We start from the raw sequence: 15,497 nt of genomic DNA, 5'->3' as shown, positions 1-15,497 counted from the left end.
ACAGCTCTAGTATGGCAAGCTAGCCTTTAGGTCCATGACGCTGAATAATACCATCGTATTTTTCAACCAGTTCATGACCTCGTTCAGTTGTTTGGTAAGCAATCATTGGCATTTGCGGCGCTAAATCTTCTTCACTGATTTGATCTTGCACATATTTCACCAATTCATCTTTTTTCATAGAAGAATAGCCCGATAAGCCAGCATTTTTAAGGATTTTTTTCAAAGTCCCGGCATTCACTAAGTACAAAGTTTCCTTGGCTGACATTTGGTAAGCTAGGCCTTCTTCAATAAAACGGTCTAAGTCATCTAAGGCATGAATCCCGTAAAGATACTCAAAATAACGAGGAATAGCTGATTCAGTTGAAAAAGTTCCTAAGTCAAGACGCCATAATAAAATGATGTGTCCCGGCAACAAACCTTCTTCTGTGCGTACCATATTTCGTTTAGGGACTAGGTGTTCTTTTTGAACATTCAGTTTATCCATAAAGGTATTGAAATCACGATCTGGATTGATATAAGGTATTTCAGGGTAATCTTTATAAAGTTTTTTTATCGTATCTAAGTTGGCCATAAAATCTCCTTTTGTCATGTTTATCTTTAAACTTAGTATAGTTTGCGAAGGAAACTTACACAAGTATACTGAGGAAAGTGCCATCTGTTATTGTAACTAATTAAAATAAAGCAGAAATAAGCAAGAGCATGGAGGATGTATATGGAAGTAGCACCTATAGGTTGGATAGAAACGGCTTTTGTAGAAAAGTTCGGCATTCCGAGACAAAGTATGGTTGTGCCACAAGTAAAGGGCATGATTCAGTTTTATCCACCTTTCAATCAAATTGAATATTTTAAAGGGATTGAATCCTTTGATTACTTGTGGTTAGTTTGGCATTTTTCAGCACAAAAGGGTCGGGCCAATAAAGCAACTGTCAGACCGCCTCGTTTGGGTGGGAATGAACGGGTAGGTGTCTTTGCTTCCAGGTCGCCGTACCGACCAAATCCTATTGGCCTGTCTTCAGTGAAATTAGAAAAAGTCCATATAGATGGGACTGGAAAAGTGTCTTTAGAAGTATCTGGTGTTGATTTAATGGATAAAACACCTATTTTAGATATCAAACCCTATGTCAAAACAGACATCCACGAAGAAGCTAGAGCTGGTTTTACAGATGAAGTAGCTTGGCGACCACTGGCAGTCGAGATGCCTGAAGCGGTGACTGCGGGGTTACCAGAATATTTATTTACCCAACTGCAAGCCGTTTTAGCTCAAGACCCGAGACCTAGAACCCAAGACAATCCTGATAAAATTTACGGCATGCGTTTTGATGCTTATGATGTACATTTTACAGTCGAAAGTGGTATTTTAAGGGTAGTAAAAATCACTGAACAGGCAGAATCATAGGAGGTTGACGATGAAATTTATTCAATATTTCCCGGCAAATTCAAATGACATTCAAGTCGGTATCCTGAGTGACTTAGGGATTATCGACATCAGAGAAGCAAGTGAAACATTAGGTGTCCAAGTCCCAAACCAACTGAAGGCCATTATTGAAGGGGATTACAATAACCGAATTCAACAAATTTTAGACTACTATACCCACCACGCCCATGAAGTGAACTTTGTGGATTCGGATACTATTGTCTATGCACCGGTTATCCATAATCCTGAGAAAATTATCTGTGTCGGCTTAAATTATCATGACCATGTGAGTGAATCAAAAATCTCTGATGATCCAGAAGAACCCGTGTTATTTTCAAAATTTAATAACGCCTTAGCCAGCCATCATCAGGTCATCCCATTGAATAAACACGGCGAACAATTCGATTATGAAGGGGAATTAGTAGTCGTAATTGGCAAAACAGCTAAAAACATTTCTCATTCCGAGGCCCTAGATGCCGTATTTGGCTATTCTATAGCCAATGATGTATCCGTTCGTGACTTACAGTTTAAATCAGGTCAATGGTTACTTGGTAAAACCAATGATTTCTCTACACCCGTTGGTCCCTATTTAACGACTAAAGATGAAGTGGACATCAACAATTTAGTCATTAAGACATACCGTAATGGTGCAGAAGTTCAATCAGCTAGTACCAAGCAAATGATTTTCAAGGTAGCTGAGATTGTGTCTTATATCTCTGAATACATGACCTTACAGGCAGGGGATATCATCTTAACAGGTACACCTTCAGGGGTAGTATTAGGTTATCCAGAAGATCAACAAGACTGGCTTAAAACAGGCGATGAAATTTCGATTGAAATTGAAGGATTAGGTCGTTTAACCAATAGCTTTGAAATAGAAGGATAAGAGAAATATATAGAAATTTGAGAGATGTAAGTATGTCAATATAGTACTTTACCTCTCTTTTTTATACAATGCCCGATGGTATCGCTTTATTGACGACGACATTTAAAGTATAATTAGAATATAAAAAGAGAAGGAGTTGTATATTATGGTATGGATTATTGTCATTGCTATAATCGTTATATTAGTTGTGTGGGGGATTGGAGCCTACAATAACTTCGTACGTTCCAAAGAAATGGTATCAAATGCCATGGCGCAAATTGCAGCACAAGTAGAATCTCGTTGGGATGCCTTAACCAATTTGATTTCAGCAATCAAACAATATCAAACACATGAACACGATACCTTAACCAAAATCGTTGAATCACGTTCGAATGTTTCACGTAACTCCTCTGTTAGTGATGTGGAAAAAGATGATGCAGCTTTCAACCGTGCATTACGTTCAATTGATGTAGTAGTGGAACAATATCCGAATTTAAAAGCTTCGGACGTTTACCAATCAACAATGAATTCTGTAAATACTTATGAAAACAATGTACGTCAGTCACGTATGGTCTTTAATGACACTGTTACTAAATACAATCGTTTAATTAAAACTTTCCCGAATTCTGTTATTGCTGGATTTACAGGATTTACACCAGAAGAATACTTTGAAAATTCAGCAGAAAAAGCGGAGATGCCACAATGGTAAAAACACATCAAAAAGCTATTGAGATAATCATAGCCTTTGGTGCGTTGGTTTTATTTTGGGTAGCACCCCAATCAGTATTGGCGAATGAGATTAATTCGATCGATGTAGATGTAACTTTACAATCTGATGGATCAGCCTTAATCCATGAAACTTGGGACATGAATACTGATGAGGGAACTGAGATTTATAAAGGTTTGAATCTTAAAGATGTTCAGAATATCTCTAATTTTACAGTTTCAATGGATGGAAAGCCTATGGATCAACAATCATCTTGGGATATTGATGATAGTTTTGACCAAAAAGCAGGTACCTATGGGCAAAACACGAATGAACTGAATTGGGGGATTACTGAATACGGGCAACACACATACGAGTTGTCATATGAGATTTCAAATTTTGTTACACAAACATCAACGGATCAAATGGTCTATTGGCAGTTTATTAACTCCGACTTGTCACCATCTCCCAAAGCTGTGTCTGTGGAAATTTCCTCAGATGTACAAACGATGAATTATGATGATAACCGTATTTGGGGATTTGGTTTCAACGGTAATATTGATATCACAAGCGATGGTGTCGTTCAGACGGCATCTACAGAGCCATTAGGTTCCAACAACTATGTAACGATTCTTTTGCGTATTCCAGATGGCACCTATCCAACTGACTTCGTGATTGAAGATAGAAGCTTTGATTCATTTGTAGAGCAAGCATTCGAAGGGTCATCGTATAACTATGAAGACTATAATCCTGATGCCACTTATGAAGATATTCAAGAAATGGATGGGGCAAGTGAAGCCGATACCTCAACCTCAACATCTACTAAGGTCATCCTTGGTTTAGCAGCAGCTGCTGGTATTGGTGGACTGGGTGCGGGTATTTGGGGGATCTCTCAATATGCTTCTAACCAACGGAAATACCGAGAGTATTATCCAACCATGAAAACTATGGAAAAACGTACGCAAGGAGAATATTACCGTGAAGCGCCAGCTGAAGATGTATTCCAACTTTATGTGATTTTATCCCAATTAATCGATAACAAGAGTGAATTGCGGCAAAACTATATGACGGCAGGAATTTTATACCTGGTGAAAAATGGTTTTATCACTGTGCGTGAAGAAGAAATTGATGGCTTCCTAAGATCGAAAGATCAAGCCGTTATCTATATTCAATCAGACAAAGCACCAACAGGACCATCCGCAAGATTGTTTAAATTAATGCAACGCGTTGCTCAAAAAGACGGCCGTGTTGAACAAAAAGCCTTCTCTAAATATATAGAAAAGAATTACAAGAAAATTGAGGCCTATGAACGAGCCTTAGATTCTTATTCATCAGATTATTTGGAAGAAAATGGTTACACTTTTGTCGGCTTAACAGCCAAATCACGTCGTGAAAAAAGCGACTTAGATATCGCCCATGAAGTGGCAGGTGTCGCTTATACAGATAAAGGCTTTGAGTTACGCGATAATATCGTGAAATTCAAAAACTATCTGTTAGACTTCTCATTACTAAATGAGCGTCAAACCAATGAGGTTGCCCTATGGGATGAATTAATGATTTATGCGGGTGCTTTTGGTATTGCTGATGAAGTGGAAGAAGAATTCCGTAAGATTTATCCTGAATATGCTGAAATCTCAACTTACTCAGATGCACCATTCTTCTACTACGCATACTATGGTTCAATGCTTAACAGATCTTATTCAGACGGTCATAGCGCTGCAACAGCTTCTTCATCATCTGGTGGAGGTGGTGGTACCAGCTTCGGTGGAGGTGGCGGTTCCTTCGGTGGTGGCGGAGGCGGCGGTGTTCGCTAGTCTGTCACAGTATAAGTGTAAACAATAATTGTATTAGCCAACTAGACTCGTTTTAGTTGGCTTTTTTATTTGCGAATGATTTCAAATATTCATACCAGGATTTCCAATAATATAACTTATTATCCTTAATTAAGTGTAAGGTTTAGCCAAATTAAAAAATGAATGTCTAATAATTAAGGAATGGATAAATTTCCAAGATTTTTCTCTCAGAAAAGCTATTTTAGTTTTTTCTGGCCGAATAATCATGATATATTTATAAGGAAGAGTTTACGAATTAGGAATATTATACACATTAATGAATATAGGAGGATAGCATGATTGTAAATGTCTTAGCAAATATGGCAATTGTTTTTATGGATATTTATTTAGTTTGGCGCTGGCGATATGGTATTGAGGAAAGACGAAATCCCATCAACAACCGTAAACTCTTTATTAGTTTACAAACGGCAGCGGGTTTTTGCTTGATGATGTCATCCTTTCTCGTTGAAGGTGTTCGTTTTGACTTTAGGTCGGTACTATTCGCCTATACCATGGTATATTTGGATAAGGAAATTGCCAATCCAACAATTGTGCTGGTTGCGATTGGTCGTTTTTTCTTTGGTGACTTAACCTTGTCCAGTTTATACCTCTTGATGGTCTTAGTCTATATTTTGCTGAGTTTAAGTGTCTTTGACCGTATTAAAGCCAAGTATTCAGAGTTCTTCCAACTATGGTTGTTAGCGATGATGGCTATTTTCATTACTACGCCAATATCCATCATTCGATTAGAAGATCCCGCCCAAGTATTTTCATCTTTACTATTGCTAGCTGTTTTGTCATCGGCATTCATATACGTTTCTTACCAGTTCACCAACGATCTAGACAAACTCTACCAATCCTCAGTGCACGACAGCCTAACGGCCCTCTATAACGCCCGAAAATTAGAAGAAGACCTTAGGAAAATTTCAGAAAATAATGATTCCTATTCCCTATTAGTTCTTGATATTGATAATTTCAAAAAGTTAAATGACACCTATGGTCATCTTGTGGGCGATAAGGCACTGGAAGAAATAGGGATTGTTTTGAATAGTTTAAAGTCTGAGTTATTCGATTATTACCGGTACGGTGGAGAAGAATTCGTGAGCTTAGTCTTTGACTGTACTGGACAAAAAACGCTGGATTTAGCTGAATCTATCCATGAAAGGATTGCTGAAATGTCGCTATTAAGTGAAGAGGGCGAGCCTTTAAAGATTACGGTGTCAATTGGTGTGGCCCATAGAAAACCGCATGAAGATATGAAAATTACCTTATTGCGGGCTGACCAAGCATTATATCAAGCGAAACACCGAGGGAAGAACCAGACGGTGAGCGCTATAGGCGAGTTGGGTGTTGATTAATTGATTATTTCCAACTGGAACTTTCATTTTTTTAGCTTTCAACGATGATTCTCAGACCAAAGATTGATACAATTAGTATTAGATAAGAGTATACTGGACTCGTCTTATTGAACTGTCTAGTAAAAAAAGGAATTGAAAGAGGAGAATAAATGAATAATAAAAAAGATGCCGTCTTTTCGGCAGATTGGTTTATCCGTGTTCTGAAGGGTGCAGCTGTTGGAATAGGAGGAATTCTACCAGGTCTTTCAGGTGGAGTCCTAGCTGTCATTTTCGGCTTGTACGATCAAATAATTAACTTTTTAGCTAATATTACGGAAAACTTCTGGAAAAATGTGCGTTACTTTATTCCAGTTGGGATTGGTTTCTTATTAGGAATATTGGTATTTTCAATTTTCGTTGAAAAAGCTTTTGGACTTTACGCAGCTATTTTTATTACCTTATTTATCGGTTTCGTAGTGGGTACATTACCATCACTATTTAAGTCTGCTGGAAAAGAAGGGCGCAGTACATCTGACTTAACCTTGCTTGCAGTGACTGCAGTCATCATTTTCTTAATCATGTACTTTGGAGGTCAAGGGATTACACAAGTACAACCTTCTTTTATCGCTTGGGTATTATCAGGTGCTTTGATTGGTTTAGGGGTTATTGTACCGGGGATGAGCCCATCAAACTTCTTAATCTACTTTGGTTTGTATGACAAAATGGCCGCTGGTATTGCAGCCCTTGATTTTTCAGTCATTATTCCGTTAGGTTTAGGTGGGTTACTGTGTGTCATTGGTTTAGCTAAGGTTGCTGAATGGGCCTTTAAACATTACTACTCTAAAATGTACCACTTTATTTTAGGGACTGTAATTGGTTCATCGATTGCATTATTCCCAACACAAGTATTCCCAGGTTTCTCAGCTGAAGGTTTAGCAAATTCTGGTTTATCATTCATGAGCACATTGATTTGGTGTGTGATTGCCTTTGTATTAGGGACAATCTTCTCATTATGGTTCTCTAAAATTGAAGAAAAATATTCAAATGACTAAATCTTCTAAAAACAGGCACTTCCTTTTGTGGGGAGTGCCTGTTTCGTTTTACGGATAATAATTTATTTTGTATAATGAAATTATAAGAAAACGAATTACTAGGGAAGGGAGTGACTTGAATGAATAAACGACAAGCAGTATTTGAATACCAAATAAATAAGGTGTCGGGCTTATATCTAGATTATCAGAACAACCCATTTTCCAATAAACTAGTCCATGATTTGCGTGTTTCAATTCGAGAATTACGTGGTCTACTTAACTTTATAAAAAAACGTATGGACGAAGATCTTTATAATAAGTTGAACCAGCAATTGGGAGCAGCAGCGCGTGTATTCGGGACCCTTCGTGAATTGGATGTGCTCTATGAATATTGCGAAGATTATGCAGTAGATCATCCTGAAACTAGCGAGGCTTATTATCAAATGTTTAACACCTTCGTAAAAGACCGTCGGATAGAAATGAACCGGACTTTTAATAAGAGCAATAGCGCCACCATTCAGCAAGCTATTGAGGATGCGAAAGAAATCCTTGAACTCGACCTATTTGAAAATAAGAAAGACTGGAAAAAGTATACACTTAAGCGACTGAAGAAGAAGGATAAAAAATTGAGATATGACTTTAAGACAGTAGATATTTCTGACTATGAAGCAGTCCACGAAATTAGAAAGAGTGCCAAGAAGGTGCGGTATGCAGCCACTTACTTCAACGAGACGGTTTCTAAAGACTTAAACCAATACAGAAAAGACGCCAAGGCCATTCAATCTGAATTCGGTGAAATTACAGATGCGCATGTCAATTATGATTTACTGACAAAATATGCAGATAAAGTAAAAGATGAAAATGTGCGTGATTTATTGATTCAAATTCGTGATGATATCGAATTCGGGGAATAGATTTAAGCATAGGATAATACACAAAAAGCAGTTGAATTTTCCAACTGCTTTTTGTGATTTTTTGCTATTTGAAAGTAGGTAGCGCCTTGCACCCTCATTCAAAATCGGGTTCGAGCGACTCACACCATACATAGTCGAGTTTAAAATGTCAGACTTTGCTGACATTTCACAAAATCCCCCATTATCTTTTAGATATTGTTTAGTTTTTGTTCTAGTCCGACTATCTAAGCGACATTTTTACCATCCAGTTTAAAATCTTTCGTTTGCGTATCTTGTCAAGAAGGCTTTTGTTCTTTCTTGTTTCGGTGTATCGATCACTTCTTTGGCTGGTCCTTGTTCGACGATGACACCTTTGTCCATGAAGACGATATTAGTTGATACGTCACGGGCGAAGGCCATTTCGTGGGTTACAACGATCATAGTTAGACCTTCTGTTGCTAATTGAGTCATTGTTTCTAATACTTCCCCAACCATTTCTGGGTCAAGGGCAGATGTAGGCTCATCGAATAATAAGACTTCTGGATCCATTGAAAGGGCACGGGCGATAGCGACACGCTGTTGTTGTCCTCCAGATAGTTGTTCAGGGCGGGCGTCACGGTAAGGAGCCATACCAACTTTTTCAAGGTTCTTAAGAGCAACTGCTTCTGCTTCTGCTTGGCTACGACCTAATATTTTGCGTTGGCCAACTGTACAGTTTTCAAGGGCTGTAAAGTTTTTAAATAGGTTGAATGATTGGAATACCATACCAACTTGGGTACGGTATTTATTAATGTTCATTTTCTTCCCGTTTAAAATTGATTGACCATGGTATAAAATGTCCCCACCAGTTGGTTCTTCAAGTAGGTTTAAGCAACGTAATAGGGTAGATTTACCTGATCCAGATGAACCAATAATAGAGGTTACTTGCCCTGGGCGTACTTGGAAGTCGATATCACGTAGGACCAAGTTTTCCCCAAAACGTTTTTCTAAATGTTGTACATTTAAGATTAATTGATCTTGGTTTTGCATGTCATTTTCCTCCTATTGTTCTCTTTGACCGTTGATTACCGTATTTGTGCTAGATTCATAGATATGGTAAGTCTTTTTGCCTGCCATACGATTTTCGATGAAATTCAAGACACGGGTTGTTGTAAAAGTTAAGACGAAGTAGATAATCGCTGTAATTAGGAATGTTTGGAAGGTTAGGTAAGTTGAACCTGCAGCTGATTTGGTTACAAAGAATAACTCAGTTACTGCGATAACATTTAATACAGACGTATCTTTAATATTGATCACGAATTCGTTACCTAAAGCTGGTAAGATTGACCGAATAGCTTGTGGCAAGACGATTGTCGTCATTGTTTGGTAGTGGTTCATACCAATGGCACGAGCCGCCTCAGTTTGGCCTTTATCCACTGAAGTAATCCCACCACGGATCACTTCGGCAAGGTAAGCACCAGTATTAATCGACACAATTAGTAAGGCTGCAAACAACGTAGACATTTGGAAATCAAAGAATAGTCTTGAACCATAGAAAATCATCATAGCTTGTACCATCATTGGGGTACCTCGGAAGATTTCAATGTAGGCAGCAATCACAAAGTCGAATAATTTATAGAAGAAGTAGGCAACCGGTTTTTGATCGCGACGAACGATTAATGAACGGTAGATAGCAATCAATAAACCAATGACAAATCCCATAATTGTCGAGCTTAATGCGATAAACATAGTGTTACCAGCACCAACTAGAAATTGGGAACCGTAAGTATTCCAGATGCCTGCAACTTCAGACCAGAAACCAGCACTTTCACCGCGCTCGTTTAAATTCACCATATCTTCCATTAATTGGTCACGGTCAGCGGTTGGAATAGTTGCTAAGGCTTGGTTCATAATGTCTGTTAATGGAGAATCTTTTCTGGTTGCAACAGCAATATCAGAAGTGACTTCACCTAAGTCAAAGCCTTGACCCTCAGCAAATTCCACGTACGTTAGGTCAGGGTTGGCAGCTACAGCAGCCATTGCACCTGGTTTTTCAGATACATAGGCGTCAACCGAACCAGCAGTTAAAGCAGTGATCATCGTTGGGAATGAATCTAGGGCAGTGGCTTGGGTTACGTCAGGGATTTGCGGAATTAAATCATAATGGAATGTGTTTAATTGACCAGTAACTGTTGTGCCAGCGAAATCTTCTAGCGATGTAGCATCTGCGTATTCACCGTCAGCCATTGTCACAAGAACGATATCTGAAGAATAGTAAGAATCTGAAAAGTCCATTTGTTGCAGACGTTCTGGTGTTGGTGACATACCGGCAATAATCACGTCAATCATGCCAGATTCAAGTGCAGGTGGTAGACCGTCCCACTCTAACTTAACAATTTCGAGTTCTAAGCTTAGTGAATCAGCTAGACGTTTAGCAATTTGTACGTCATAACCGTTTGCATATTCACCGTCAGAGTTTGAAATAGGGACTGCACCATCCGCGTCAGATGTTTGCGACCAGTTGAAGGGTGCATAGTTGGCTTCCATCCCAACTCGTAATACGCCTTCTGTGTCTAGACCTTCAGCTAATACTTCTTGGTCCACCTCAATTGTTGTGCCGACCTCACTCGCTTCAACAAAAGCGGATGTTGGGCCAACGATGGCAAATACGATTGTCAAAATAGCAATCAAAGCTTTTTGCCAAGTGTTACTTACTTGATGATTTTTCATAATAATACCTCCCGAAAATAATAAAAAGCCTCTACAGCAATAAATTGCAATAGAGGCTTCCCTTTGTGCGCAATAAGACTATGACTAGTCTTCCAGTCGTCACTCGTAGGATAGCGCATCACTTGTTTAAGTGACAGTCATAAACATTTTTTGTTTATGCCCAATACTTTAACTTGGGGTTAAAATATTTCGGCGAATATTCCTTTCCATACTTTCAACGCTCCCGCTCGGGTATGTACTGATAAGCTCCGCACCTCTATCTCAATATATCGTATTTCATCATACACGAAGAACAAGGGCCTGTCATGAAAATCTGATTAAATCTTTCATGACGGCCTAAAATCATTGCATTTTTTCTAACTTTTTTGGTCATTGGAAGCAGATAATGTCTAAGTCTAGCCATTATCTGGGATAAATGGTAAAATATCTAAGATTATGAAAGCTAGGTGGAACAAAAGTCGTTAAGACTCGACCTTTCTATTGCATCTACAAACATTTAACGCACAGTATAAAAAGTTGGAGTGACAAATATGTCGAATGAAGAAAAAAACAGAGTAATAGCGAAATTGGGCTATCACAAATTCACCATCAAGAGTCATAAAACAAGTGAACATATTCAACAAGTGAGCCGTGATATCAACCAGCTACTTGCTGATATCAGTAAAAAGAATCCCAATATGTCATTGGAAGAGATGGCTTTACTAGTAGCTTTAAACATTCAATCTGACAATGTGGATTTACAAGCACAAATGGCAGCAAAATCTAAAGAAAATGCCGATTTAATGGTCCGTGTGAAATCAATGGAGCAAACCATGGGTACATTGGTAAAAGAGATTGCTGAAATAGAAAAAGAAAAAATGCGTGAAGCACAAGAAAAAACACAATCGCAAACACCGTCAAAAGGAAAGACAAACCAGGGTCAAGCTAAGGCGCCAGTTAAAAGACTAGCGCAAACAAACGCAAGTGGAAAACAAACGCCAACACAGGCTGACTTAGAAAAAGAAATTCCTGAAATTAGCCAACCTAGTTTGAAATCTAGTGTGAACACAGCCTCAAAACAATTGGGTCGTTTGCGTCAAACACCTAGATCATAGGCTATTAATAGAAAATATTGGTACCAACGGGAGGAAAGCATGACAAGTTTTTTGATTTTATTATTTTTTATTCTTAGCATAGGCGTTGGTGTCTATCGAGGGGCAATACTACAAGGGATTCATTCTATAGGTCTATTGGTCGCGTATTTGTTTGCCGTTTTGTTCTATCAAAATCTAGTTGACCTTGTATCCTTATGGGTTCCTTATGTAGGTTTTGATATTGAAAATACCTTTGTCTTTTATCCAGTAGCTTTATTACAAAATATGGATATCATTTACTTTAGATTAGTTGCCTTGTTAGCTATTATCTTGCTTGTCTGGATTGTTACTAAATTTATTGCTTTTGGCTTAAGAGACTTAAAATTTAAAGAAATGGATATTCAATGGAACGGCATTTTGGGCGGCCTATTCGGGTTTTTCTCAGCTTGGTTTTGGTCATTCTTTATTTTAATGTTTATGTCCGTTTTAACCTTTGAAGGGGTACAGACAGCCTTAGCCAATTCTTCAGTCGCCAACTTTATTATCTTGAATACCCCAATCTTATCTGGCCAAGTATTCAACATCCTACTACAAGGACTAGGCAACTTACCATTTTAACAACATGCAAATATATGCCTTTGCGTACTGTGCGACTATGGCAATAGATATGGCTGTGATAATGGATCACGGCCTATTTCCTACTTAAGACGACTTTTTTGTTCGTTCCTGATAACAATCGAAGGAGGACACATTTTGAATCCTAAAATATTTCAAACCTTAGAATTTGAGAAAATACAACAACAAGTAGCAAATGAAACCAGAACTGAAATCGGGAAAATTCAAGCTTTAAATTTAAAACCAAGTGCAGAAGTGGAAGAAATCGAGCAAGCCTTACAAAGTGTTGACGATGTAAAACGCTTGTTTGAATTAGACAAACGGATCCCTGTCAGCCAACTAATCAACGTAAAACCATTCTTAAAACGATTGGATATTGGTGCTGACTTAAATGGGAAAGAATTAGCTGCAGTAGGCCGGGTCTTACGGGCATCCGGCGAAGTTTCTACTTTCTTTAGAAAACTAAAAGAAGCGCAAGTTGAATTAATGCAATTATATGCAATTGCGGATGACTTTATTGACATGCGAGATCTGATGCGTAAAATGCAAAATGCAATCGCAGATGATGGATCAGTCTATGACAATGCCTCGTCAACTTTACATGGCTTAAGACAAGGAATCAAACGTGAAGAAGCGAGTATCCGTGTCAAACTAGACCAAATAATCCGGTCTAATAAGGCCTCTTATTTAAGTGAGGCCATTATTACTATCCGTAACAACCGCTTTGTTATTCCGGTTAAACAAGAATACCGTAACGCCTTTGGTGGGGTAGTTCATGACCAATCGTCATCAGGACAAACACTCTATATTGAACCGCAAACAGTTTTAGATGCGAATAACCACTTACGGTCCCTGCAAGTCCAAGAAGACGAGGAAATTAGACGTATTTTCCAAGAGCTAGCTGCAGAATTAGCCCCTTACACTAGTGAAATTGCTGAAAACAATCAACATCTTGGGGATTTGGACCTCATTCAAGCTAAATTCTCCTTTGCCCGTGAAATTGGAGCCAACCGACCGGTTTTAGCAAATGAATCTGAACGCATTGACTTAAAAGAGGCTAGACATCCCTTATTAGACCGCAAATCAGTAGTCGCAAATGATATTCATTTTAGCCATGAATATAATATGATCATCATTACCGGGCCAAATACTGGTGGTAAAACCATTACCTTGAAAACGGTGGGGCTACTGCAATTAATGGCTCAATCAGGCTTGTATATTACAGCCAAGGCAGATTCGCGGGTAGAAATCTTTAATGAGATTTTTGCGGATATTGGTGACGAACAGTCCATTGAACAAAGTTTATCAACGTTCTCGGGACATATGACCAATATTATCCGTATTGTTGAGGCTGCAGACGACCATTCACTTGTCTTAATCGATGAGCTGGGATCTGGTACCGACCCTCAAGAAGGGGCAGCCATTGCCATCGCGGTACTCAACCGTTTTGCCTTCCTAAACGCCCGCGTGGTGGCCACCACTCATTATCCAGAGCTGAAAACGTACGCTTACGACCATCCTGGTGCCATTAATGCCTCGATGGAATTTAACGAAATCACCTTGGAGCCAACCTATCAATTGCTGATTGGGGTACCGGGTCGCTCTAACGCCTTTGATATCTCCCAACGACTAGGTTTACCAGTTGAAATGGTGGATGAAGCACGTTCTTATATCCAGGAAGATAGCCAAAATCTGAACGAAATGTTGCTTGATTTAGAAGCCCAACGTCACGAATACGAAGACTTATCAGCCAAAGCCGCCAAAGACTTAGCCGATGCTGAAAATCTTTTAAATGATTTGAAAAAGGCACAAGCTAGACTAGAAGCTGACAAACAAACCTATATGAACCGAGCCCGCAAAGAAGCCAATCGATTGGTAGAAGACACTAAGGCAAAAGCTGATGCTATTCTAGCGGAGATTCGAGAATGGCAAATCAACCATCCAACCATTGGTAATATCAAAGAACACGAGATGATTGACCGTCAAAGTGCCTTATCTAACTTAATGCAAGAAGAAGAGCAGTTGAATAAAAACAAAGTCCTTCAAAACGCCAAGAAAAATAAAGAGCGAAAAGCTAGCTTTGAAGCGGGCGATGAAGTAAATGTTCTAACCTACGGGCAACGTGGTACCTTGGTTGAGAAACGCGACAAGGACTGGGTTGTTCAGATGGGTATGCTGAAGATGGAAGTGGCTGAAAAAGACTTATCACTTGTTGACGAGAAACCGAAAAAAGAAAAAAATCATCGGGCTGGCCTTAAGGCAAGTAAAGCTAAATCAGTCAATACCAGCCTAGATTTACGTGGTGAACGGTATGAGGAAGCCATGATTCGACTAAGCAACTTTATCGATTCAGCCTTATTAGCTGGACATGGTCAGGTAACCATAATTCATGGTCACGGGACGGGCGCCTTAAGACAGGGTGTTCAAAAGGCCTTGAAGAACCATCCACGGGTTGAATCCTTTGAATTTGCTCCTTATAATATGGGTGGTAACGGGGCGACAATCGCTAAATTTAAGGGCTAAATTGCTAACAAGCAGATAAATGTTCAAATTGGTCAGACAATGCTATAATGTTGAAGAATAAAACTGAGAGGGGTAATATAAATGGTTAAAGCTATTACAGATGCAGAATTTAAAAATGAAACTGAAGAAGGCGTTGTATTAATCGACTTCTGGGCAACTTGGTGTGGTCCTTGTCGCATGCAATCACCAATCGTTGAGACTTTAGATGATGAAATGGGTGACCAAGTTAAATTCACTAAAATGGATGTAGATGACAATCCAGAAACAGCACGTGAATTTGGTATCATGTCAATCCCAACATTAATGATCAAGAAAGACGGTCAAGTTGTTGAGCAATTAGTTGGTTATACGCCAAAAGAAAATCTAGAGCAAGTATTAAACCAATACTTATAATCTAAAATAAAGAAAGCGGCCGGGAAAATTCTCGACCGCTTTCTTTATTGGCTCTTCGTCAAATAGGACTGATGAGTAATATCTGCCAGGTAATCATTAGATTACC

General features: G+C 38.9%; 14 protein-coding genes and 1 riboswitch. Of the genes, 11 read left to right on the top strand and 3 right to left on the bottom strand.

Going from position 1 to position 15,497, the window contains the following annotated elements; translation table 11 throughout:
- Positions 1–19: 19 nt before the first annotated feature.
- Complete coding sequence (locus AC973_RS07555) at positions 20–571, bottom strand: hypothetical protein (RefSeq protein ID WP_065419881.1); 552 nt, start codon at positions 569–571, stop codon at positions 20–22.
- 141 nt (positions 572–712) lie between these two features.
- On the opposite strand from AC973_RS07555, the gene tsaA reads away from it, so the two are divergent.
- From tsaA to AC973_RS07520, 7 genes are all read left to right on the top strand, one after another.
- Complete coding sequence (gene tsaA / locus AC973_RS07550) at positions 713–1,396, top strand: tRNA (N6-threonylcarbamoyladenosine(37)-N6)-methyltransferase TrmO (RefSeq protein WP_048729245.1); 684 nt, start codon at positions 713–715, stop codon at positions 1,394–1,396.
- A 10-nt stretch (positions 1,397–1,406) separates the two neighbouring features.
- The gene (locus AC973_RS07545) at positions 1,407–2,300 is read left to right on the top strand and encodes a fumarylacetoacetate hydrolase family protein (protein ID WP_048729244.1); all 894 of its coding nucleotides are present in this window, start codon (positions 1,407–1,409) and stop codon (positions 2,298–2,300) included.
- 145 nt (positions 2,301–2,445) lie between these two features.
- Entirely contained in the window at positions 2,446–2,988 is a 543-nt protein-coding gene (locus AC973_RS07540; protein WP_048729242.1) for a LemA family protein, read from the top strand.
- Complete coding sequence (locus tag AC973_RS07535) at positions 2,982–4,799, top strand: DUF2207 family protein (protein ID WP_048729239.1); 1,818 nt, start codon at positions 2,982–2,984, stop codon at positions 4,797–4,799. The genes AC973_RS07540 and AC973_RS07535 overlap by 7 nt, the downstream gene beginning before the upstream one ends.
- A gap of 314 nt (positions 4,800–5,113) precedes the next feature.
- On the top strand, positions 5,114–6,175 hold the full coding sequence (locus tag AC973_RS07530) for a GGDEF domain-containing protein (protein WP_048729238.1): 1,062 nt from the start codon (positions 5,114–5,116) through the stop codon (positions 6,173–6,175).
- A 149-nt stretch (positions 6,176–6,324) separates the two neighbouring features.
- Entirely contained in the window at positions 6,325–7,206 is an 882-nt protein-coding gene (locus tag AC973_RS07525; protein ID WP_048729235.1) for a DUF368 domain-containing protein, read from the top strand.
- Between the two features lie 119 nt (positions 7,207–7,325).
- Complete coding sequence (locus AC973_RS07520; protein WP_048729233.1) at positions 7,326–8,099, top strand: CHAD domain-containing protein; 774 nt, start codon at positions 7,326–7,328, stop codon at positions 8,097–8,099.
- A gap of 249 nt (positions 8,100–8,348) precedes the next feature.
- Here AC973_RS07520 and AC973_RS07515 read toward each other — a convergent pair whose 3' ends face one another.
- Positions 8,349–9,107: an amino acid ABC transporter ATP-binding protein gene (locus AC973_RS07515; RefSeq protein ID WP_048729232.1), complete on the bottom strand. Its 759-nt coding sequence runs from the start codon at positions 9,105–9,107 to the stop codon at positions 8,349–8,351.
- 12 nt (positions 9,108–9,119) lie between these two features.
- On the bottom strand, positions 9,120–10,787 hold the full coding sequence (locus AC973_RS07510) for an ABC transporter permease subunit (RefSeq protein ID WP_048729230.1): 1,668 nt from the start codon (positions 10,785–10,787) through the stop codon (positions 9,120–9,122).
- Positions 10,788–10,890: 103 nt separating this feature from the next.
- A riboswitch (Lysine riboswitch) is annotated at positions 10,891–11,054 on the bottom strand.
- Between the two features lie 263 nt (positions 11,055–11,317).
- On the opposite strand from AC973_RS07510, the gene AC973_RS07505 reads away from it, so the two are divergent.
- The 4 genes from AC973_RS07505 to trxA all read left to right on the top strand — a co-directional run bounded on the left by AC973_RS07505 (position 11,318) and on the right by trxA (position 15,391).
- Positions 11,318–11,881, top strand: a complete 564-nt coding sequence (locus AC973_RS07505; RefSeq protein ID WP_048729228.1) for a cell division protein ZapA — start codon at positions 11,318–11,320, stop codon at positions 11,879–11,881.
- 39 nt (positions 11,882–11,920) lie between these two features.
- A complete protein-coding gene (locus AC973_RS07500; protein ID WP_048729227.1) occupies positions 11,921–12,478 on the top strand; it encodes a CvpA family protein in 558 nt (185 codons plus the stop codon).
- A gap of 135 nt (positions 12,479–12,613) precedes the next feature.
- Complete coding sequence (locus AC973_RS07495) at positions 12,614–14,998, top strand: endonuclease MutS2 (RefSeq protein WP_048729225.1); 2,385 nt, start codon at positions 12,614–12,616, stop codon at positions 14,996–14,998.
- An 81-nt stretch (positions 14,999–15,079) separates the two neighbouring features.
- A complete protein-coding gene (gene trxA / locus AC973_RS07490) occupies positions 15,080–15,391 on the top strand; it encodes a thioredoxin (RefSeq protein WP_016896983.1) in 312 nt (103 codons plus the stop codon).
- The last annotated feature ends 106 nt before the right edge of the window (positions 15,392–15,497 follow it).

Origin of the sequence: Carnobacterium sp. 1290_CSPC (genome assembly GCF_001053265.1) — a bacterium.
GTDB lineage: Bacteria > Bacillota > Bacilli > Lactobacillales > Aerococcaceae > Aerococcus > Aerococcus urinaeequi.
The sequence above is the reverse complement of the archived record's forward strand: the minus strand, read 5'-3'. Positions and strand labels throughout refer to the sequence as shown.

Coding starts and splice junctions, on each gene's coding strand:
- AC973_RS07555 (WP_065419881.1), bottom strand. CDS start 571: ATGGCCAACTTAGATACGATAAAAAAACTTTATAAAGATTACCCTGAA.
- tsaA (WP_048729245.1), top strand. CDS start 713: ATGGAAGTAGCACCTATAGGTTGGATAGAAACGGCTTTTGTAGAAAAG.
- AC973_RS07545 (WP_048729244.1), top strand. CDS start 1,407: ATGAAATTTATTCAATATTTCCCGGCAAATTCAAATGACATTCAAGTC.
- AC973_RS07540 (WP_048729242.1), top strand. CDS start 2,446: ATGGTATGGATTATTGTCATTGCTATAATCGTTATATTAGTTGTGTGG.
- AC973_RS07535 (WP_048729239.1), top strand. CDS start 2,982: ATGGTAAAAACACATCAAAAAGCTATTGAGATAATCATAGCCTTTGGT.
- AC973_RS07530 (WP_048729238.1), top strand. CDS start 5,114: ATGATTGTAAATGTCTTAGCAAATATGGCAATTGTTTTTATGGATATT.
- AC973_RS07525 (WP_048729235.1), top strand. CDS start 6,325: ATGAATAATAAAAAAGATGCCGTCTTTTCGGCAGATTGGTTTATCCGT.
- AC973_RS07520 (WP_048729233.1), top strand. CDS start 7,326: ATGAATAAACGACAAGCAGTATTTGAATACCAAATAAATAAGGTGTCG.
- AC973_RS07515 (WP_048729232.1), bottom strand. CDS start 9,107: ATGCAAAACCAAGATCAATTAATCTTAAATGTACAACATTTAGAAAAA.
- AC973_RS07510 (WP_048729230.1), bottom strand. CDS start 10,787: ATGAAAAATCATCAAGTAAGTAACACTTGGCAAAAAGCTTTGATTGCT.
- AC973_RS07505 (WP_048729228.1), top strand. CDS start 11,318: ATGTCGAATGAAGAAAAAAACAGAGTAATAGCGAAATTGGGCTATCAC.
- AC973_RS07500 (WP_048729227.1), top strand. CDS start 11,921: ATGACAAGTTTTTTGATTTTATTATTTTTTATTCTTAGCATAGGCGTT.
- trxA (WP_016896983.1), top strand. CDS start 15,080: ATGGTTAAAGCTATTACAGATGCAGAATTTAAAAATGAAACTGAAGAA.